This window comes from Arenibacter palladensis (assembly GCF_900129275.1).
In the GTDB taxonomy this organism is placed as follows: domain Bacteria; phylum Bacteroidota; class Bacteroidia; order Flavobacteriales; family Flavobacteriaceae; genus Arenibacter; species Arenibacter palladensis.
In genome coordinates this window covers 210296-231733 of record NZ_FQUX01000002.1, presented here as the reverse complement: position 1 = coordinate 231733, position 21438 = coordinate 210296, and the positions used below count along the sequence as shown (strand labels likewise).

The 21438-nt window shown below is 39.0% G+C and carries 20 protein-coding genes; 10 read left to right on the top strand and 10 right to left on the bottom strand.

Annotation, left to right across the window (positions count from 1 at the left end; translation table 11 throughout):
* The first annotated feature begins 69 nt into the window (after nucleotides 1-69).
* A complete protein-coding gene (locus BUA60_RS23000) occupies nucleotides 70-222 on the top strand; it encodes a hypothetical protein (protein ID WP_178346975.1) in 153 nt (50 codons plus the stop codon).
* A 107-nt stretch (nucleotides 223-329) separates the two neighbouring features.
* Nucleotides 330-1064: a cysteine hydrolase family protein gene (locus tag BUA60_RS06980; RefSeq protein ID WP_084532518.1), complete on the top strand. Its 735-nt coding sequence runs from the start codon at nucleotides 330-332 to the stop codon at nucleotides 1062-1064.
* A gap of 577 nt (nucleotides 1065-1641) precedes the next feature.
* On the opposite strand, the gene BUA60_RS22995 is transcribed toward BUA60_RS06980, so the two are convergent.
* From BUA60_RS22995 to BUA60_RS06955, 6 genes are all read right to left on the bottom strand, one after another.
* On the bottom strand, nucleotides 1642-1800 hold the full coding sequence (locus BUA60_RS22995; protein WP_178346974.1) for a hypothetical protein: 159 nt from the start codon (nucleotides 1798-1800) through the stop codon (nucleotides 1642-1644).
* Nucleotides 1801-1811: 11 nt separating this feature from the next.
* Nucleotides 1812-2129, bottom strand: a complete 318-nt coding sequence (trxA, locus tag BUA60_RS06975; RefSeq protein ID WP_072861047.1) for a thioredoxin — start codon at nucleotides 2127-2129, stop codon at nucleotides 1812-1814.
* 550 nt (nucleotides 2130-2679) lie between these two features.
* Complete coding sequence (locus BUA60_RS06970; RefSeq protein WP_072861593.1) at nucleotides 2680-4170, bottom strand: S10 family peptidase; 1491 nt, start codon at nucleotides 4168-4170, stop codon at nucleotides 2680-2682.
* Between the two features lie 186 nt (nucleotides 4171-4356).
* Nucleotides 4357-4764 carry a DUF1398 domain-containing protein gene (locus BUA60_RS06965; RefSeq protein WP_072861046.1) on the bottom strand — a complete coding sequence of 136 codons (408 nt, stop codon included), beginning with the start codon at nucleotides 4762-4764 and terminating at the stop codon, nucleotides 4357-4359.
* Nucleotides 4765-4835: 71 nt separating this feature from the next.
* A complete protein-coding gene (locus tag BUA60_RS06960; RefSeq protein WP_218587908.1) occupies nucleotides 4836-5648 on the bottom strand; it encodes a helix-turn-helix domain-containing protein in 813 nt (270 codons plus the stop codon).
* A gap of 314 nt (nucleotides 5649-5962) precedes the next feature.
* Nucleotides 5963-6556 (bottom strand): YceI family protein, encoded by a 594-nt coding sequence (locus BUA60_RS06955; RefSeq protein WP_245802506.1) that lies wholly within the window; start codon nucleotides 6554-6556, stop codon nucleotides 5963-5965.
* A gap of 373 nt (nucleotides 6557-6929) precedes the next feature.
* Here BUA60_RS06955 and BUA60_RS06950 point away from each other — a divergent pair, with 373 nt between their 5' ends.
* The 6 genes from BUA60_RS06950 to BUA60_RS06925 all read left to right on the top strand — a co-directional run bounded on the left by BUA60_RS06950 (nucleotide 6930) and on the right by BUA60_RS06925 (nucleotide 14070).
* Nucleotides 6930-7622: a LytR/AlgR family response regulator transcription factor gene (locus BUA60_RS06950; protein ID WP_072861045.1), complete on the top strand. Its 693-nt coding sequence runs from the start codon at nucleotides 6930-6932 to the stop codon at nucleotides 7620-7622.
* Between the two features lie 818 nt (nucleotides 7623-8440).
* Nucleotides 8441-10870: a phosphoenolpyruvate synthase gene (ppsA, locus tag BUA60_RS06940; RefSeq protein WP_072861044.1), complete on the top strand. Its 2430-nt coding sequence runs from the start codon at nucleotides 8441-8443 to the stop codon at nucleotides 10868-10870.
* A gap of 3 nt (nucleotides 10871-10873) precedes the next feature.
* A complete protein-coding gene (locus tag BUA60_RS22990) occupies nucleotides 10874-11029 on the top strand; it encodes a hypothetical protein (protein WP_178346973.1) in 156 nt (51 codons plus the stop codon).
* Between the two features lie 238 nt (nucleotides 11030-11267).
* On the top strand, nucleotides 11268-11879 hold the full coding sequence (locus BUA60_RS06935; RefSeq protein WP_072861043.1) for a flavin reductase: 612 nt from the start codon (nucleotides 11268-11270) through the stop codon (nucleotides 11877-11879).
* Entirely contained in the window at nucleotides 11876-13048 is a 1173-nt protein-coding gene (locus tag BUA60_RS06930) for a M20 family metallopeptidase (RefSeq protein ID WP_072861042.1), read from the top strand. Before BUA60_RS06935 ends, BUA60_RS06930 begins: the two co-directional genes overlap by 4 nt.
* 2 nt (nucleotides 13049-13050) lie before the next feature.
* Entirely contained in the window at nucleotides 13051-14070 is a 1020-nt protein-coding gene (locus BUA60_RS06925) for a hypothetical protein (protein WP_072861041.1), read from the top strand.
* A gap of 79 nt (nucleotides 14071-14149) precedes the next feature.
* Here BUA60_RS06925 and BUA60_RS06920 read toward each other — a convergent pair whose 3' ends face one another.
* Nucleotides 14150-15106, bottom strand: a complete 957-nt coding sequence (locus BUA60_RS06920) for a helix-turn-helix transcriptional regulator (protein ID WP_072861590.1) — start codon at nucleotides 15104-15106, stop codon at nucleotides 14150-14152.
* 324 nt (nucleotides 15107-15430) lie between these two features.
* On the opposite strand from BUA60_RS06920, the gene BUA60_RS06915 reads away from it, so the two are divergent.
* A complete protein-coding gene (locus BUA60_RS06915) occupies nucleotides 15431-15919 on the top strand; it encodes a DinB family protein (protein WP_072861040.1) in 489 nt (162 codons plus the stop codon).
* 12 nt (nucleotides 15920-15931) lie between these two features.
* Nucleotides 15932-16150, top strand: a complete 219-nt coding sequence (locus tag BUA60_RS06910; RefSeq protein WP_072861039.1) for a hypothetical protein — start codon at nucleotides 15932-15934, stop codon at nucleotides 16148-16150.
* Between the two features lie 303 nt (nucleotides 16151-16453).
* On the opposite strand, the gene BUA60_RS06905 is transcribed toward BUA60_RS06910, so the two are convergent.
* The 3 genes from BUA60_RS06905 to BUA60_RS06895 form a co-directional block, all read right to left on the bottom strand.
* Nucleotides 16454-18052, bottom strand: a complete 1599-nt coding sequence (locus BUA60_RS06905; RefSeq protein ID WP_143153139.1) for an amidase — start codon at nucleotides 18050-18052, stop codon at nucleotides 16454-16456.
* A gap of 418 nt (nucleotides 18053-18470) precedes the next feature.
* A complete protein-coding gene (locus BUA60_RS06900; protein WP_072861037.1) occupies nucleotides 18471-20150 on the bottom strand; it encodes a sulfatase family protein in 1680 nt (559 codons plus the stop codon).
* Between the two features lie 287 nt (nucleotides 20151-20437).
* The gene (locus tag BUA60_RS06895) at nucleotides 20438-21436 is read right to left on the bottom strand and encodes a PorP/SprF family type IX secretion system membrane protein (protein ID WP_072861036.1); all 999 of its coding nucleotides are present in this window, start codon (nucleotides 21434-21436) and stop codon (nucleotides 20438-20440) included.
* Nucleotides 21437-21438 lie beyond the last annotated feature (2 nt).

Genomic DNA, 21438 nt, shown 5'->3' with positions numbered 1-21438 from the left:
AACCAATTAACAAAGTAAAAGGGTACAAAATGCTGTACACAGCAACTTAATCATAAAAAAATAAATACCATGAACTTAAAAAACAACATAAAATTACTATTAAAAATGGCCAACAAGCAAAAGACAAAGATTGTGATTTCGGATGATTGTGAAAAAGAAAAACCTTATGAAAACCTTGCTGACATGCAGGAAGTTTGCGATGACACAGGGTTATTTATATAGTACGAGCGTATAATACCCGTGAGAACGTCAACTTATTAATTAGTAGTAGCGATTGATATGCTCTTCATTTCAAATACAAATACATTTTAATCTTTAATACATATATTATGCAAACTACATTTTTTAAATCAATTTTATTACTAGCGTTTTTAATAACGTCATTCAATGACTTAATTGCCCAACTACCGGAACCTGGTTTTGTGATCGACGGGAATACGGCAATTGTAATTACGGATCCACAGAACGATTTTTTGAGCCCTCAGGGAGTGGCTTGGGGAGCCGTGGGAGAAAGCGTAAAGGAGAACAATACCATTGAAAATTTGGAAACAATTTTTAAACTTGGTGAAAAACACGATATCCCCGTTTTTATCTCCCCACATTATTATTATGTGCACGACCATTTATGGAAGTTCGAGGGTGCCTTGGAAAAGTTGATGCACAACATTTCCATGTTCGACCGTGGGGACCAGTTGAACGTAAAGGGTTTCGAGGGGTCTGGAGCGGACTGGCTTCCAAGGTATAAAAAATACATCAAAAAGGATAGGGTGGTTGTTACAAGTCCCCATAAGGTATTTGGTCCCGAGTCCAATGATCTGGCCCTGCAGTTAAGGAAGCAAAAAATAGACAAGGTGATCTTGGCCGGGATGTCCGGGAACCTTTGTGCCGAATCCCATATGAGGGACCTTATCGAGGCTGGTTTTGAGGTAGCAGTGGTGGGCGATGCCACAGGTTCTGCCAAATTACCTGGCTTGGACGGGAACCAGGCCGCCCAGACCAATTACAAAATGGTTTCCAGCAAAGTTTTTACCACACAAGAACTTGAACAGTTGCTTAACAAATAAAAGAATTCGCATTAAGATATAGGGAAAATAGTAGGTATAATTCTTACCCTAATTGTTTTTTAAATTTATTTCAATTGTAAATCTATATAAGATCAATTTAGGTTAGAATTATGTTCTTTACTTAAACCAATATATTATTTTCCAAACAAGGTTCTTATTAGACAATAGTTTTATTATGCAAAATGTGGTTTGAAAATAAAAGTAGATGACCTCTATGTTTCGAACCACATTTTTTTATTGCCCACTAAAACCCAAATTTATATTGGACTATTTTTTATTTCCTGTGTTTTATGAATTCCATGTTCATTCTGGCACAAATTAAAATTGATTCTAAAGTCTTTCTAATATCTATAAGTGGACCAAAGAACCACATTTGCATTGCATATATAAAGTCTTAATAACTTAACTCTACAAACCAACTAATTCCAACGTATTGGAACTACTGGCCTAATACCAAATACAGGTATGGAATATTGAAAACTGATTTATATTTGAGTAAGGAATTGTGTCTCTAAACAACTCCTTACCCAACTCTGATTTAAATATTATCGGATTCTAATCTATATTCTCATCTACGTTAATCTACTAAAACATAGGACATTTTGTCTGGACAATAAAAATCATGATGTGCCTGTCCATCACAATACTTCTTAGTATCATTGGAATCATGTATTATTTCCTCTTTTAGATTCAATACTCCTAATAACAATAATTTCAAATGGCTAACTTTCTTCATATAACTTGCTTTTAATTAATGATTTTCGTTAATTTTTCCCTTAATACACTATCAGAGGTTAATCCAATTACTCGATCTACTATTTCTTCATTCTTGATAAAGAATAATGCGGGAATACTTCTCACTTGAAATTGTGACGCTAATTCCTTGTTTTCATCGATATTTACTTTTTGAATTTCAACACTTCCTTTATACTCTTCTGAGAGTTTTTCGACGATAGGTAATAGTGCCTGACATGGAGGACACCAGTCTGCGTAAAAATCCAACAACACGGGTTTTTTCTGGGCTATTAAATTATCATAATCCTTCTTGTTTTCTACTTTTTTCATAATTAAATATTTAAGATTAAAGAGCAAATTTATGAGAAGGGATAGGACGAAGGTTAGGCAAGAAATCCCCCTTAATTGGCAAAACTTCCCTATTGGAATAAATAAATGGACATTAAGGAAAATAGCGTAGTTTAAAGCCCCGTGTTGCGGCAGTTACGAATCTACAAGCACCCTTACAATGCTTTGTTAGAGTAATAACTAACCAGTTTTTATTTTATGCGATATTGGGAAACGTTAAAGGTTGTAATGCCAATATCTCCGCAAAAGGAAACCCACAACGAAAGTTGAGGGTTTTTTGTTTTCCGGAGCCTCGGAAGTTTATTTCTAATAGGCGTAAGGAAACCATAACAAGAGCCAGATTGTTATGGTTTCCATTTTTGTCTAAGTTAGTCTTACTTGGACACAACACCGAAGTGCAGTGAATTTTTAGGACTAGCCCAAACCATTGGTCAACAAATCGTTAAACCGATTTATCGTTGATAGTATAAGAGTCTTATGCTTGTGTAACGCTATTATCATAGGTACTGATTTCTGCCCAAAAAACGTGTAATTAATATTTAGCCGATTGCCCATTTGGCAAACTTTTTTTGATAAACTCCCTTATATCATCATTGGCGGTTTTTAGATCTGCCTTACGTAAATACATCATATGTCCACTTCTATACCCTTTAAAACTTAAACGATCTTTCATTTTTCCGCTTGGGTCTATTTGCCACATGGTATATTTAGAGGTGAAATATGTGGTAGCACCATCAAAATAGCCTGTCTGAAACAGCACATTCAGATATGGGTTAACGGCCATTGCTTTTCTTAAATTCTCCCTGGTATTATTGTTTTTATCGTCCCAAGGGTGTACAGCTCCAAACATATTGTATTTTATGTCGGTTTTGAATTTTAAGTTCTCCCGAATGTAAAAATTGATGGCCGGTGTAAAGGAGTGCAACCATGAGGTAAGTTCCGCATTGTAATCGGGCTCTGTGCCAGCCTCTGCCCTATCCAGACCCAAATAGCGTGAATCCAATCTACCGATAGTGTTGCCAGTTTTATCCCGTAACAATTCTTTCCAGAAAAAATTTGTAGGTACATCTAGATTGTGCTGCAATATGGATTTTTCAGAAAGGCCTGAGTAGTAGGCCATCTTTGCCGCTATTTTTTGTTTTTCGGCTATAGGTAGAGAACCTCCCCTGGCCAATGCTGGCATTAAGGTGTTTAGAGTAAATTCTTCGGCTTCGGGCAATATATCCAATAGGTCCTTTTGTTGTAGGGTAACCGGAAGAGCTTTATGGTACCATGCGGCAGCAGTAAAATACGGCAGATTAAAAGATGATGAAATTGGGCTGTCAGATTTAAATACCTTATAATCTGCAGGAGAAACCATTATTACACCGTTGAGATACATCCATTGCTTTTCCTGTAATTCCAATGCCAGTCCTGCTACTCTAGTACCACCATAACTTTCTCCAATAATATATTTAGGGGAAGTCCATCGTTCATTTCGGGTAATGAAGGTGTTCAACCATTCGGCCAAATATTGTATGTCTGCATTTATCCCAAAAAACTTATCTCTTTTTACTTCATCCCCGCTGGCTGGAATTGTTCTGGAATACCCTGTATTTACTGGATTTACATAGACTATGTCCGCAACATCCAAAATGGAATTGGGGTTTTCACGAACCCCGTAAGGTTGAACGGGGTATCCTTCGTCATCGATATTCAACACTTTTGGACCAGTGTAGGCAATATGCATCCAAACAGAAGCTGAACCGGGCCCTCCATTGAATGAGATTAATAAAGGACGGCGATCAAGGTTTTCGCCGGTCGATTTTTTGTAATAAGTATAGAAAAGCGTAGCGATTGGTTTTCCTGATTCATCCCAAACGGGCTGCATCCCTGTTGTTGCAGTATATGCTATTTTAGCGCCATTAATTGTTGCGGTGTGGGCAGTTATTACAGTGGTGTCCACAGCAATATTTCTATCCTGCGCATTTACTATAAGAGTACAAAGCAATAATCCGACAATTAAAAAAGTAACATTTTTCATAGTATCTAATTCTCTTTCTATAAAGGTTAACAGTGTTTTGGCCATCCATGATGCCAAGGAGTGTAAAAGATTGGTTACAAATTTTATATTGTTTCCTTACCCTTAGGGACTGCCCGTAAATATAAAAAAGCGACTTTGAAAAAGTACCAAAGCCGCTTTTATTTTTATAAAATGTTGTTACCGGTTTTATTTCGGAATTTGCTCTACCAATATTCTATTAACTGCTTTATCGTAATATGTACAGGTCATTTTGGCCATATGAACAGCCCATTTTTTAATACCCGATTTTGCACAGTCTTTGCAAAAAGTTGGATAATCTGTTTTACCTTCCTGATGAAGTTTTAAGTCCGTTTGAAATTGTTTTTTATTTGATGTTTCTGTAATGGGTAAGTTTGAGTACTTAGGGGCAGATGTTATTTTGTGGCCATTGTAGCCAAAATAATCCGTATGTCCGTCCTCCACAAAGGTTTCATAATGGGTAACCCCTAATTCTTTTAGGTCCTGAATGTATGCAGGAAAGTCTGCACCCGATTTTACTTTGCCATGTGCTTCACTAATTTGATCTCCTGTAAAAAGAAGTTGTTGATTTCTCATTGTCATTAAATTAAGATTACAGTTCAAAGGTGCAACGACCAAAATCAATCTAATTGTAAAAAATCGTTTATCTACAAGAATCGCTTAAAGTTTTCAGGAGTATCCCCGGTAAATTGCTTAAAATTTTTGATGAAATGGGCTTGATCAAAAAAACTATTTTCATAACAGATTTTAGTAAGCGATTCGGTTTTCCCAAGACTTTCAAGAACTGCATTGAAACGCACTATGGAAGTAAATTTTTTTGGTGTTGTTCCAACTACTTTTCTGAAACGTTTTTCAAATGGGCTTTGACTGATGAAAAGCCTTTCGTTTAAGTCCTTTATTCTGATTGTTCCTTTACTCTGGTAAATAATTTTGACCGCCTCTTCTATAAGCAGGTCCCTTTTAATGTCCTTCAGTTGGGATAACAAAAATTCCTCAACGATTTGGACACGTTGTATATCCGTTGTAGCAAGAACCAATTTTTCCATAACTTCCATTGTCTTGTTCTTATCAAAAACATCCTCAAGCGGAAGGCTTAAGTTGAACAATTCGTTTGCCGGATGTGAATTAAAATGACAAAATCCAAATTCGGTGAAATACACCAATACTGTTCCTATATCCGCGGAATTCTTAAAGGTTTTATAGCTGTCCGAAATTCCTGTTATTCCCGTGCTGCGGAGTTTGTTTTCCACATTTTCCTTTAGCGTTGAAAGCTGTCCTTTATATTGAAATCCGACGACTAAACCAGTAGACGGAAAAACTTTATATGCACTTGGCATTTCATTTTCTGATATTACGTAACGTAGGATAAAGGGTTTTAAAATATCCATCGGTGAATATATATCGAACTTCATAGCTATACCGTCTATTGAGGTTTTTTGTCTTGATGCTAGTAATGGCATATGATTATTTCTATGCTATAACAAAGAATAACAAATATTTTAAAAGGATATTGAACATACTAATAAACCTAATGCCTGCAATTTCCTAAAATGGAACTATATCTTATGGCCCAAATTAGGTTCAGGATATGCTGTGGAGGAAGTAGCGGTAAAGATAATTAATATTTTGCCTATAGTTTTGGAATTAAATCACAATAACTGGGATGCACTCCATGAAGCTGTGAGCAATCCCATAATTGAAAAGTCTCTTAAAGCAAACGGACTGAAATTATTCCAGCTATTTTAGGCCATTGTTTGGTTCATATATATGAATTTTAGTTTTCCTTTAGAACTGCATCCACACTTAAGTCATGTTCGTCATTAACTTGTATAAATACTATGCTTGGGCGCTCTAAACCATAGTCGGTAATTAACAATGACCAGGAAGCTTTTAATTGAATTGTACCTTCAGAAACAAGTACTAATTCTAAAGGAACGCTTATTTGTCTAGTAGTTCCGGCTAGGGTGAAATCGCCACTGACCTTGACCGTCTGATTACCCTTTTTATCAAAGTTAAAATCATCCATAAGTTTCCCATCAAAAAGTACATTGGGATTTTTTTCCACCTCCAGCAGCTCGTACATGTGTTCATCCCGTTTGTCCTTATCTGTCTTAATGGATTTTACAGACAGCTTAAATGCAACTTTTCCAGTTTCGAAATTGATGCTCCCCTGTAATTGGTCCGACTTGCCCATATAGGTGTTAAGTGGCATTTTTGCATGGAAATTGGCGTGACCATCTGTGGTGGAGTATACCTGTGCATTGGAGGTATTGCTACTCAGGAAAAGTAGCAGGATAGATACTTGAAAAATCAGGTTTTTGCACTGAAAAAAAATCCCTTCACTTTCAACTTTCATAAATTTCTTCATAAGACTATGTTTTACTTTAAACTGTTTTTTAATCCCAATATGGCCAATACATATTAATTGGACTGGTTGCACGTCTTCATAGAGATTTTGAGCCCCTGCTACCCTTCTGCGACTGATTAAGGGCGATGTTAACCTATGTTTTCTAGTTCATAAATTGTTATTGAACAAATATGGTATAAGAACCCCAAAGGTTTTTGGCCAATACGTACCTGAATCTGAATTGGCCGTTTTATAGGTAGCAAATAGAACCAATTGCCTAGACCACAAATATCACCATTTACACAACATCTAAAGTGGTGTTCACATCATTTTTGAGGGTTTGGGTAGCTATTTAAGTATTTTCAACTCGATTTAAACCCACGAGAGACACGTTATGAAATTAAGAAGTATAATTGTAGACGATTCGTCTATGCAGCGCATGGCCGTAGCCCAATTAGTGAACAAGCATCCCAACCTTGCATTGGTAGCCCAGTACAGCAATGCCATTGAAGCCAATAACGGGATTAAAAATAATGAAATAGACCTTATTTTTCTCGATGTAGAAATGCCCATCATTAATGGTTTCGATCTTTTGGAATCTTTGGAAAATCCACCACAAGTAATTTTGATCACCGGTAAGCCCGATTATGCCCTAAAGGCATTTGATTACGACGTAACCGACTATTTGTACAAGCCAATTTCCTACTCCCGTTTTGAAGCATCCATAAAAAGAGCCTTGGCCAGACATGAACAGACTCAGAACGTAAGCGCGGAAGAAGAATATATCTTCGTAAAAAGCAACCTAAAGAAGCGCAAAGTTGTTCTGAATGATATAAAATGGGTAGAAGCTCTTGGCGACTATATTAAAGTGGTAACCAATGAAGGCAATATCGTTATTCTTTCTACCATGAAATCTTTTGAAAAGCAGTTGCCACAGGAAAAATTCTTAAGGATTCACAAATCCTATATCGTTAATCTGGAAAAAGTTGAAAAGTTCAATAGTAAAAATATTGAAGTGGAAGGACGACAGGTACCATTGAGCAGAAACAAAAAGAATGAATTGATGGAGGCCCTGTACAACGTATAAAAATTGCTCTCGGCGTTTAATTCCCTAACATCAGCATTGGTGGCTCCTTTATACTTGGTTCCCCTTCTTTAAATTCCAAGAATTTTGTTTATATAGGTTTTCGGGGCCCACCACTTGTCCAACAATTTGGGAGTTGTCCAGGCTTGCCAAATCCATTCCAGGTTTGCATCAAATTCGCTTTTTACATGAATGGTTTTATTTACCTTATTTACTTAAAAATCAAAAAATAGTTTACTATTCATTTTTCTTGTTTTTAAAAGTTGATAGTAAAGTATCCCATGGGTCGAAACGATCTTCCTAATTTTTTGGAATTGCTCCAACCATATATCGACTTCTTTCATATTGTCAATTTTCAATTGATAATAGACCTCTCGGCCTTGTTGATTATACCAGTATAACCCTCCTTGTTGGATCCGAAATTACTTGAAAAATATCTATTCTAATTTCAATAAGAAGGCATTTGACTAGGTATTTTTTTGCATAATACAGTAGGTCTCCATTTTAAGCATGTAGAAATTTAGAGATTGATTTTAAAATCGATCCTATTCTTACCTCATCCATTTTACCTAATTCCAAAACCTAGTTATGTTTGTTGACATCCATTTTGACTAGGGTCAAAAAACGCGTACATGAGCAATACTTATTAGTACTAAAATTTCAATATTTATAAATGATTTAATATATGAGCACAAAAAGTATTGTTATTTGATTGAAAATTGGTTGTGAAGGTCCCATAATTGATGAAATTTTGTACTGTAATAATTTTTTTTGTCAATCTACGAAAACGATTGCGTAAAATCACTAACCAGACTAGTGCCATGAAAAATAAAAAAGAGTGCATCCAAAAATTAAGCGAAGTTGGAATGGAAGATCTGCCAAGAGTTGGGGGCAAGAATGCTTCCCTTGGTGAAATGATCCAAAACCTCACCTCCCAAAACATTAAAGTGCCCAATGGTTTTGCCGTTACCGTGGACGCCTATGATGCGTTTATAGAGGAGAACCATTTAAAGGAAAAGATTAGTGCGGCCTTGGAGGGATTGGATACGACTGACATTATTCAATTACGTAAAACCGGTTCCAATATTCGGAAATTGATTTCCAACGGAAAATTCCCTGTATCCGTAGAAAAGGCAATACTGGAATACTATTACGTCCTATCCGAAGAATACAGTCAGGACGCCACCGATGTTGCTGTGCGCTCTTCCGCAACGGCCGAGGATCTGCCGGACGCTTCCTTTGCGGGGCAACAATCCACTTATTTGAATATTCGCGGTGGGGAAATGCTATTAACGGCCATTAGAAGCTGTTTTGCCTCCCTGTATACGGACAGGGCCATTTCTTATCGTTCTTCAAGGAACTTTGACCATTTTACAATTAAACTATCGGTCTGTGTTCAAAAAATGGTACGTTCCGATCTAGGTTCTTCAGGAGTAGCTTTTTCCTTGGATACAGAAAGTGGGTTCAAGGATGTGGTCCTGATCAACGGTGCATATGGATTGGGGGAACTTGTTGTGGGCGGGGAAATTTCTCCTGACGAATTTATAGTATTCAAACCTACCTTGGAACAAGGGTTTAATGCCATTATAGATAAAAAACTAGGCAAGAAAACACATAAAATGGTGTATGGCAACAAACCGTTTGAAACTGTAAAACAGGTACCTGTAGATCAAAAGATACAAGATTCCTTTTGTTTAAAGGATCCACAAATAATCCAACTTGCCCAATGGGTACAGAAAATTGAAAATTATTACAGTTCTGTAAGAGGCTCCTGGTGCCCTATGGATATAGAATGGGCCATAGACGGACTTTCCAATGAACTGTATATTGTTCAGGCCCGGCCGGAGACGATCCATTCCCAGGAACAGACAGAAAGTATAAAAGAATATGAAATTGAAGATGAGGATCAATTGGCGGATAAACTTATTCTGGAAGGGGTGGCTGTGGGAGACAAGATCGGAAACGGGAAGGTATATCGCATTTTTACCTTGGATGGTAGGGATGGCAGTGCCGATGAAATAGATTTTAAGGAAGGCGATGTGCTGGTTACGGAAATGACAGATCCGGATTGGGAGCCACTCATGAAAAAGGCATCGGCCATCATTACCGAAAAGGGGGGTAGAACCTGTCATGCCGCTATTGTAGCTCGTGAAATTGGCGTCCCTGCCATTGTGGGTGCTGCCCATGCCACTACCCTATTAGAGAACGGTCAGGATATTACAGTTTCATGTGCAGAAGGCAATGTTGGCAAGGTGTACCAAGGAAAAATAAAATACAAGCTCCACGAAACCGCATACACGGAATTTCCGAAGACCAAAACCCCTGTCCTAATGAATATAGGTTCGCCGGAACTGGCCTTTCAGTATAGGAAAATCCCAAATGCCGGAGTTGGTCTGGCCAGGGAAGAGTTTATCATCAACAATTATATAAAAGTGCACCCTTTGGCTTTGTTGAAGCATAAGACCTTGAACGATCCTGCCCTTTCCGTGGCCATTGCCGAATTGATCAAGGGATATGAATCCGAGGAGGCCTTTTTTATCAATAAACTGGCACAGGGCATCGGTAAGATCGGGGCTGCGTTTTACCCTAATCGAGTTATTACCAGATTGTCCGACTTCAAGACCAACGAATATTTCAACCTTTTGGGAGGGAATCATTTTGAACCTCGGGAAGAAAATCCAATGATCGGTTGGAGGGGAGCTTCGCGTTATTATTCGGAAGCTTTTAGGGAGGCCTTTGTAATGGAATGTAAAGCCCTGAAAAAAGTAAGGGATGAATTTGGCCTGGAAAACATTACCATCATGATCCCATTTTGTAGGACTCCCCAAGAATTAACCAAAGTATTGAAGATCATGGAAGACCATGGACTTAAGAGGGGTGAAAGAGGGTTGGAAATTTATTTGATGGCAGAATTGCCTTCCAATGTAATTTTGGCCGATGAGTTTGCACCTATGATAGACGGTTTTTCTATCGGATCCAATGATCTTACCCAATTGGTCCTTGGCTTGGATAGGGATTCCAGCTTGGTGGCCCATTTGTACGACGAGCGTAATTGTGCGGTAAAAGGGATGATCAAAACCTTGATCTCCTCGGCCAAAAAACATAAGACCAAGGTGGGAATATGTGGTCAGGGACCTTCGGATTTTCCGGATTTCTCCAAATTCCTAATCGAGGAAGGTATAGATACCATTTCCGTAACCCCCGATTCCATGCTAAAAACATTAAAAGTAATTCAAGAAATAGAAAACTAGATTATGAGCAATACTATAGAAGATATCCTTTTCGATGCCCACAAACACAACAAAAGAGAAGAATTATTGGCCTTTTTGGAAAAGATCCGTCAGAAGAATCCGGATAAGGAATTAACAGATCTATACCAGATGGCCTATGATAAGATAATTAGGCCCTAAAGCTGATATGATAATTGGCGGAAAGGTCTCCCCTTTCCGCTATATCTATATGATGTGAATTTAATTATACGATATTGGTTATACCCCTATTCCAACGGCATTTCCTATCGATGTTGGGAGACCACCTTAGGACCTGTCCCATACCTTAAAGGTATTGTTTAAGGGCTGTCCTTATCACCAATGTCAGTTGAATTTTGCACTGTCCTTTGTAAATTTGGTTAGAACCTAGCGTTTTAACATGGAAAAGCAGTTACAGGATAATTACGTGCAAATATCGACCAATAGGCCTATTTGGGATCATTTCTTTACGGTTGCTCCCTTAATTATTGTAGGTACCAAGGAAGGTGATGGTTATGACATGGCACCCAAACATATGGCAACACCTTTGGGACCGTCCAATTATTTTGGTTTTCTGTGCACCCCAAATCATTCCACCTATCACAATGTAAAGGAAACCAAGGAATTTTCTATAAGCTTTCCTATACCCGATCAAGTTTTGTTGGCATCATTAGGTGCTTCACCACGAAACCCGGACTTGGAAAAATCGGTTCAAATTATCGGATCGTTGCCAACAGTTAAGACTACCACCATAGATGCCCTGTTTATTAAGGATTCCTATTTATATATGGAATGCCAGTTGTTCAAAATAATTGATGGGTTTGATGACCATAGTTTTATAACAGGGAAAATCAAGACTGCCTTTGTGCATAAAGACTATTTAAGGGTTTCCGAAATGGATGAACAACAACAAATCAATGAATTTCCCTTATTAGCGTACTTACCGCCCGGAAGGTTCGCCTCTATTGACCAGACCTATAATTTTCCATTCCCCAAAGGTTTTAAAAAATGATAGCGCAAAAAGAAATAGCGATCCAAATAAGGAAATACTTAGAGGCCCATCATGACCAGATAATTCAGTTTCTAAGGGATTTGGTTGCTTTGGAATCGCCTTCCAGAGAAAAAGAAAAGCAACATATAATCCTCGATTTTTTAAAAACCAAATTTGAAGTTATTGGCTACCATGTTATTCTAGTTCCAGGCAAGAATACTGGGGGTTATCTTTATGCAAGACCCAAAGTCAGGAATAAAAGTCTACCAGTACAGCTGATAATAGGACATTGCGATACAGTTTGGCCAACGGATACAATAAAGGATATGCCCATATCTTACGAAAATGGTATGTTAAAAGGGCCTGGTATATATGACATGAAGGCCGGTCTTACCCAATTATATTTTGCCTTATTGGCTCTCAAAGCTATACCGGAGGCTCCCTTACTAGTAACGCCGATCATACTAATAAATTCGGACGAGGAAATAGGAAGTAGGGAATCTACCAATGCCATTAAAAGATTGGCGAAAATCTCAAACCGTGCCTATGTGCTGGAGCCACCACTTGGCCTGGATGGAAAACTAAAGACTGCAAGGAAGGGTTTGGGTCGCTTTACCTTGACCGTTACTGGAAAAGCGGCACATGCAGGCTTGGATCCGGAAAAGGGGATCAACGCCATAGTGGAGCTGTCCCATCAGGTACAGCAATTATATGCGATGAACGATTTCGAAAAAGGCATCACCGTTAATGTAGGTATGATCGAAGGTGGTATATCGCCCAACGTAGTAGCCCCAGAAAGTAAAGCAGTGGTGGATGTCCGCGTTTTAAACGAGGCCGATGGAGAACTGATTACCAATAAAATAAAGGGATTGAAACCCTTCTTGCCAAATGTACAGTTGACCATTGAAGGTGGTATAGGACGCCCTCCCATGGAAAAGACGCCACGTAATCAGGAGCTATGGAAAATAGCAGAACAACACGGGAAGGTGCTAGGGGTTCATTTGGAGCAAGCTACCTCTGGAGGAGGCTCCGATGCCAATACTACCAGTATTTTCACTGCTACCTTGGATGGGCTTGGAACCCCGGGAGACGGTGCTCATGCCCCTCATGAGTATGTTTTTGAAAACAAGTTAATTGAACGCACGTCTTTATTGACGCTATTGCTCCTGACAGAACCATTAAACAGATAAGCATGAAAAATCTATTTATATATACTTCCCTTACCCGGATTTCCGATTTGGAGGAAAAAGATTTTAATGTAATACTAATGCCTAGGGATCAATGGCAGACTGGCGATTATGTGGTCTGCAAGATTTTGGACCCTGGAAGTAGCTCCCTACTTCTGGAGCTTTCCAATGGAAGGATGCGAGGTGTAATCGGAGGAGAGTCAATAGTTGGTGCCTTGGGCGAACGCTATGCAACACTAGAAGCTACCGGTACCTGGCGAAAAGTTGGGGAAGACCTTAAAATGAATGTACTTACAGGGGCAGGACTCCTTGGTAAATTGACCTCCAAATCTGCTTTTATGCCCAATATGATGGAGTTGGAATATATAGGTCACACCCATAGGAACGATAAGGCGTTAAACATGCAGGATTTTGTTAAGCCTTCTTTAAATATTCCTTTTACTACCCCGGTCGTTCTTTTTGTAGGTACTTCTATGTCTGCTGGAAAGACTACCTCTGCCCGAATTGTTACCAATCTGTTTAAAGCGGCAGGCCACAAAGTAGTTGGTGCAAAACTAACTGGAGCCGGACGTTATAAGGATATATTGGCGATTAAGGATGTAGGTGCAGATGCAGTGATGGATTTTGTTGACGTAGGCCTACCCTCTTCCATCTATCCCAAGGATGCCTTTAAGAATAAATTGCAGCAGCTGTTGAGTAAAATGGAACATCAAATGGCAGATGTAGCCATTGTTGAGATTGGAGCTTCACCCTTGGAGCCTTACAATGGGGATATTGCTATAGATGCCATTAGGGAGCAAATTAAATGTATCATATTAGCGGCCTCCGATCCCTACGCCGATTATGGACTAATGAAGGCTTTTGACCTGAAACCTGATATAGTAACGGGGATTGCCTCCAATACGATGGCCGGTAAGGAAATGGTGGAGAAACTTTGTAAAGTAAAGGCATTGAACAATATAGATGCTTCCACTACAGAAGAACTTAAAAGTATTCTATCCGAAAAAACGGGCTTTGCATTATAGGCCAAGTGGCCGTTCAGCCCCCGACCATTATAATTTATTAGAAAAGTATACAGCCTTACCCATACAATTCAGAAACTTCTTAAAGTTTGGAAACCGTTTTTTCCAAGATAGCCCTAACACGATGCTTTAGAATTTCGGGCTCTATAATCTCGGCATAATCTCCAAACATGAGATACCACCTAGGGAATCCATGTTCTACATTCGAAGTCATAAATGTCATTTCCACTTGGTTGCCCCTCACCTTTTCGGAAATAAAGCCGTAGTGTTTCCTATCGCCATTAATAAATCTGGCGATATTTTTATCCACCAATATTCTTACCTTGGTTTTTTGAACATTCTGATCTTTACTTAAATGCTCATCCAAACTTCCATGATCTTTAATGAAGGAAAGAGGGGTTCTTGCAATGCCCAACATCCTGTCCGTTCTAAATTGTCGATAATCATTTCTATAATGACAATATCCCAGAACATACCAAAAATTGTTTTCATGGAATAAACCTACTGGTTCAATATGCCTATCTGAAGGGTGCTCGCTCTGCATGGAGTGATACTTTAAGTATACCTGTTTTTTTTCGGCAATACTTTCAAAAAGTATTTCAAGTGCATTGGGCAGGTCTTCATTGAACAACTGTTGTGATGGGTCCACGGATATTTGGGACTCCAGGGCAGAAATCCAGTCTTTTTCACTTCCCCTTAAAATCGACTTTAGTTTGAACATTGCAGATTGATGATAGCTGCCAAGGGACTTGTCCACAAACTTCTGCATTAGTTTTTCAGCAGCCACAAAGCTGCCTGCTTCCTCACGGGTAAACATGACCGGTGGTAGCCGATAGCCTTCCATAATGGAATAGCCAACGCCCGCTTCACTTATAATGGGGACACCAGAGGCTTCCAGGGTTCTAATATCCCTATAGATAGTTCGTAAACTTACCTCAAATCGGTCTGCCAACTCTTGCGCCTTTACAATACGCTTGGATTGTAACTGCACCAAGATCGCCACTATACGATCAAATCGATTTACCGTATCTCTACCCATAATAGACTGACATATATCCCAAAGATAGGATTTCAAATAAAAGTATAATTCAAAAATTGACTTTGTTTTGTCCATATGGTTACAGGATTAACGATGCTAAACTTTCACGTACCGATATTTTCAAAATCAGTTTACAAATTAAAGGAGGCCAAGTGACAACCTTATGTCAACATAGGTCTTCTGATTTGTACGAATGACTGTAATGGTTTGATAATAAGATTCTTAAATAATTTTTTGTAAATATTTTTTTACTACTGACACAGGGCTGTCACTACCCATATTTAATTTTGACCATGAAATATTAACCAATAAAAATTTAGAACTATGCACACTACATTGAACAAGACCCCACAAGTTATTTCATCACAAGAATTGCTGGATCATTGGCAAGGACATAGGACGCTGACACGTAGGACTATTGAAGTTTTTCCCGAAGAGGCCTTTTTTAGCCATACTATTGGGGGTATGCGCACATTTGCCGAAATGGTTATGGAGCTGTTGGGAATTGCCGGACCCGGTATAAAGGAAATTGCCACTGGTAAGTCAGCTCCCCTTAACGAGCATTTGGATCACGGTAATAAAAAGGATAGACTGCTGGAACTTTGGGATGAGGCTACCACGGAAATCAATTCTTATTGGGCCCAGATAAAGGAGGAGCAATTTCAACAAAACATCAAAATCTTTGGTCAATATGAAGGTACGGTAAGGTCTTCCATCTTTTACTTTATAGACAATGAAATTCACCATCGGGGACAGGCTTACGTTTATCTAAGGTCTTTGGGAATAGAACCACCTGCTTTTTACGAACGCTAATAGAATTGAAACATGAAAGAAGTTTTGGTATTTAAGACATCAATTAACAGTAAACGGGAAGTAAAAGTCTTGAAACCGGATTTGAACAAATTAATAGCCAATAATGGCTACTGGAATTTTGACCTGGAGGATTGCGACAATATCCTCCGGGTCGAAACCCAGAGGGTCACGGCAACCACTATAACAAGTTTGTTGAAAAATCATGGTTTTTTCTGTGAGGAATTGTATTGATTAAGGGGTGGATTTGTTTTTAATTGTTAAAGAGTTGATTCGGGTTGTGTAAGCAGATAGACCGAGTACCCTTTCGGGTTCCCGATATAGCTATTGGGAGAGAAATCACAAATATTAGGCGTGCAGTTCAGTAATGGTGATCTTTTGTCTTTGCGATTTTAGTGACCTGGTACTTTACCTGCAGAGTTTTGTTGAGCCGCAAGTTTAATTTAGTTCATGTAATATTTATTCTACTGCTGTTCGTGAACCTTCGGTTGCTCTAGTATTCTCTCGTTGGTCGAAATGACCGACTTTAATCCAAAATTACTCTGGAGTAAGAAACTTAGGAGCTTTACGATGTTTAGTTCCTTGTTCGTAGGCATAGGCTATTTCCAATAAAACAGGCTCACTCCAGGCGCGGCCAAAAAAAGATATACCAACAGGTAACTCATCAACGTAGCCCATAGGTACCGTTATATTGGGGTATCCTGCTCTTGCTGCGGGTGAAGAACTTCCCAACTGAAAGCTATCTCCGTTTATCAGATCAGTTTTCCAGGCAGGGCTTCCAGTGGGTGCTATTATGGCATCCAGTTGATGTAAATTCATAATCCTGTCTATTCCTTCTTCCCTACTCCATTTTAGCATGTTGGCCAAAGCTTCCTGGTAAGCACCATCGGTTAGGTCTCCCTTTTCCTGGGCCATCTCCAGGTATCTCTGATTATAAAATTTTAATTCTATGGAATCCTTTCGATTAAATGCGATAAGCTCTTCTAAACTTTTGATAGCTGCATTTGGTCCCAGAGATCGAAAATATTTGTTCAATCCGTCTTTGTATTCATATAACATAACTTGAAATGAATAACCACCAACGTCGGCACTTGATATTTCATTTATATCAATGATTTCTGCGCCCTGACGCTTCATAAAAGCTACCGCTTTAGACATCAAGGTATCCACCTTATAATTTTTACCTAGCGGTATTTGGTATAGCCCAATTCTCTTGCCCCTTAATCCGTCCTCTTTTAGGAATTGTGTATAATCCTTATAAAATTTCTCCTGGCCTGCCAATGTTTTTTCATCGGCCGGGTCAATCCCTGTAAGTACTCCCAAACAAATGGCAGCGTCCAATACAGTCCGAGCCATAGGTCCGGGGGTATCTTGGGTAAAGGAAATGGGAATTACTCCAGAGCGGCTAACAAGGCCCACCGTTGGCTTAATGCCCACGATACCATTGTTATTGGAAGGACAGACAATGGAGCCATTGGTTTCAGTGCCTATTGCCAACATGCTTAGATTGGCAGAAACGGCAACGGCAGAACCGGAGCTAGAGCCACATGGATTACGATCTAAAACGTATGGATTTTTAGTTTGCCCACCAACACCACTCCAACCACTTGAAGATAATTCACCTCGGAAATTTGCCCACTCGCTCAAATTGGCTTTTCCAATGATAATGGCTCCGCCTTCTTTCAATTGTTTGGCAACATGGCTATCCTGTAAGGGGTAAGAATTTAGCAGTGCCCTAGAACCTGAGGTAGTTGCCATTTTATCATGGGTGTCGATATTATCCTTTAGTAAAATGGGGATTCCATGCAGCGGTCCCCTGATGTTTCCCTGAGCCATCTCCAAATCCAACTGTTCCGCATTTTTAATGGCGTCAGGATTTATTTGAATTATAGCATTAAGCGTGGGGCCACTTCTATCTATCTCTTCAATCCTTTTTAAATAGGCTTCCACCACCTCCTTGATGGTGTAGGTACCGTCCTTAAATCCCTGTTGTAATTCAGCTATGCCTAGTTCCATAAATCTGAAATTTTCAGTTTCAGCTGCCTGCTTTTTTTCAGAAGAAACCTGACAGGAGAATTGTAATAGCAAGAGTATGAAAAAGACATTTTTGAACTTATTGAAGAAGATATTACCCATTTTATTCATTTTTGGTTAATGTCAGATGCTACTGCAGTGCAGGAGCAAACCAGCGTTTGCTTTCAGCCAAGCACATAGTGAAATCTTTTGCTTTTGTTTTTTCATTTTTACAGTCCAACCTTTTAGGGCTTTAATGTAATATGTGCCAAGCCGCTAATTAAGGCAGCAAGGTGCTACGGGGAAGTAGGTCTAATTTAGTATAAATAATAGAGTTCCTACATTTTTAAAGGGAGACTCGTTAGCAATGTTATAAACATTTGGCAAGTGCTGAGTATTGATTGTCGGTGACGCAGACCTTAGAACCCAAGCGCCTACCTTACAAAAGACTTGAATGTCTTAGTTGCCTCAACTCGGTAGAAATTACATAGTATATAGCTTTAAATACACACTATACACTTTAATACCAATAGCCAAATTTTCAATCGTTCCAATGAGCGTCAATTACCTTTTGGATGTGCGGATATTTTGCATCGGTCTCGTTGATGTCTTCCCTCAATTTGATTAGTTGATCCTTTAAACCTGCGATTATATCTTTATATTTTGGGTCACTATAGGCATTGTTCATTTCCTTAGGATCTTGTTTAAGATCATAAAACTCCCAGGCTGGTGGAGTGTGGTTGCTGAAGTCGTTGCCCCAGCTCTCTTTATTCCATGTGGCATTGGGATCATCGGTATCCACCCAATATTTCCCGTAGTAAAATATTAATTTATGGTCCTTTGTCCTAATACCAAAGTGGGCGGGGTTTTGATGGCGATGTGCCATATGCATCCAATAACGGTAGTAGGTGGCCTGTTGCCAACCTTCCGGCTCCTGTCCGGTTTCCAAAATGGTTTTAAAACTATGGCCCTGCATGTAATCTGGGGTCTTCCCCCCTGCCAATTCAATCAAGGTGGGAGCAAAATCAGTGTTGTTTATTATGGCATCGGTACGTGTTCCTGCTGCAATGGATTTAGGATATCTCACAAAAAATGGCATACGCATGGATTCTTCGTACATCCATCTTTTGTCTATATAATCGTGTTCGCCCAACATAAACCCTTGGTCCCCGGTATAGACAATAATGGTATTGTCCAAAAGATTCTCCGCTTCCAAATAGTCCAACAAACGCTTTACATTATCATCCACACCCTTGACGCATCTCAGGTACTTCTTTAAATAATCCTGGTAGACTTTACTGGTATAATCCCTTTCTTCCGGTGTCATTTCCCATTTTACATATTCGGATGGGGCTATATCTTGTGCATTTCTATATTTTTTATAAACGGTGGTATCGTTCCAATAGATATTGTTGGCCTGATGGCGAATTAGGTTACGGTGCGAGACCGAGGACCCTATTATCCTGGTAAGGGAATCGTTTTTGCCCCTAGTGGCTATGGAACCGTTGTTTCCATTTTGGTAGAGGCTTTCTGGCTCGGGAATAAAAGTATCGGCCAAATAGTCCTCATATCTTGGGGCATATTCAAAATCGTCATGCGGAGCCTTAAAATGGTGCATTAAGAAAAAAGGCTTGTTGGGATCCCTTTTATTTTTTAGATAATCCAAGGTAATATCCATGATGTTATCCGAGGAATGGCCCTTGGTCTTTACCACATTATCCGGCCATGATTTTTCACCCCTAACTAGAAATTCAGGATCAAAATAGTCTCCTTGTCCGGGCAATACCTTATAGTAATCAAAAGCTGCGGGCTCGTCATGAAGGTGCCATTTACCCACAATGGCCGTTTGGTATCCCAGTTTTTTCATCTCTTTTGGTAGATACTGCCTTTCAACCCCAATAACACCTTCCAGGTCCAAAACTCCGTTGGTCTGTGGGTATTGTCCAGAAATAATAGAAGCCCTGCTGGGAGTACAGATGGAATTGTTTACAAAACAGTTGTCAAAAATAATTCCCTCATTGGCAATCTTGTCCAATGTAGGGGTAGGATTTAAACCGGCCAATCTACTCCCATATATACCAAAGCCTTGGGTAGTATGGTCATCGGACATGATGTAGATAATATTGGGTTTTTGGGTTATCTGAGTTTGTTTCTCACTACAGGACGAAATGGATAGTGCTATAAGCAACAAATAAAATAGACTGTTTTTAAAATGGTACATTAGTCAAAAGGCTTTATGGTGGTTGGATTATTTACTACAGGAAAAATACATATATCTTTTCAATTATTGGTCAAAGTATGATGAATTGACCATTAGGAATCATTATAATGCATACCTATAATTTGTATTTAACTTCTCAGGATATATAAGGTATTGAATTTATTAAAAAAATCTATAACTAAGAAGCCGTATCAAGAACCAATTTCGCAATTGTTGGCAAGCCTATTTTTCATAAAAACAAAACCCCCAACATTTGTTGGGGGTTTTACAATATTATTGGGTCAGTGTTAATAAAACCTGCTGTAGTCAGATCTTCTTCTTTCCTTAAACCTAGAAATGTCGAATACTAAAAATAATTCAAGTGAATTGGGAATGTATTGTTTGGCCTCACCACCGAATGGCAATCTATAGTTGAGTCCAAATTCGAAAGTTTCCAAGGTAAGACTGGTAGCAAAACCTATTTCGGAAAAAGAGGCATTTTCCAAATAGCTGAGATGTTCGTTTATACCAATACTAAAGTTGCCCAGGGTAACATCCTGATAAAAATCCAATCTGGTATTTGGTCCTTGAATAGACACCGCATTAAATAAATATAAATAGGAATGCTCCGGTAATTTGGCCTGACCATATTTGTTGATATCCATTTCATATCCAAATTGCCCGGAAATAAGCATGTTTAAATTCACGTTATTTTCACTTTGTTTGGAGGATATTGTTGGCTGATTCAAATGTTTTAGGGACAGTCCAAAAAGCGTATTGATATCGTTATGGATCAAAACCGAGGCCCCCATATCCAAATAGCCTACATTTTCAGAGGCTGTAATGGGATCTATGGTATTGGCACTAATTTGGCCTGTAAAGATGTTTATCTGATCCTGAAAGGTAAGATTGTTAAAATCGTACCTGTAATTGCTATACGCCGCAGTAATTCCGGGATATAGGATCCAATCGTTCTTTAAAACCAATTTATACATATAGCTCAAGGCCGCAGAAGTATAATTAAACCCTGAATTGTTCAGGTTATTGTTGAACAGATCTACGCCCAGTTGAAAATTGTATTCTTCAAAGGCCGTTGAGCCAAAGGCATATTTATGCTGGGATTGGTTACCTTGGCTTTGACTGGCAAATTCGGCCAAGACCCCTATCCTGGTTTTATCCTTAAAGGCATGAAAACTGGGGTTTAAGGAAGCCGGTACCTTGCTTAGGTTGTTCACAAATTTTTCCTGAGCGTTGGCCCCCAACGTAATAAGAATAATTAGTAGGGTTATTAGATTAAGTTTCTTCATCT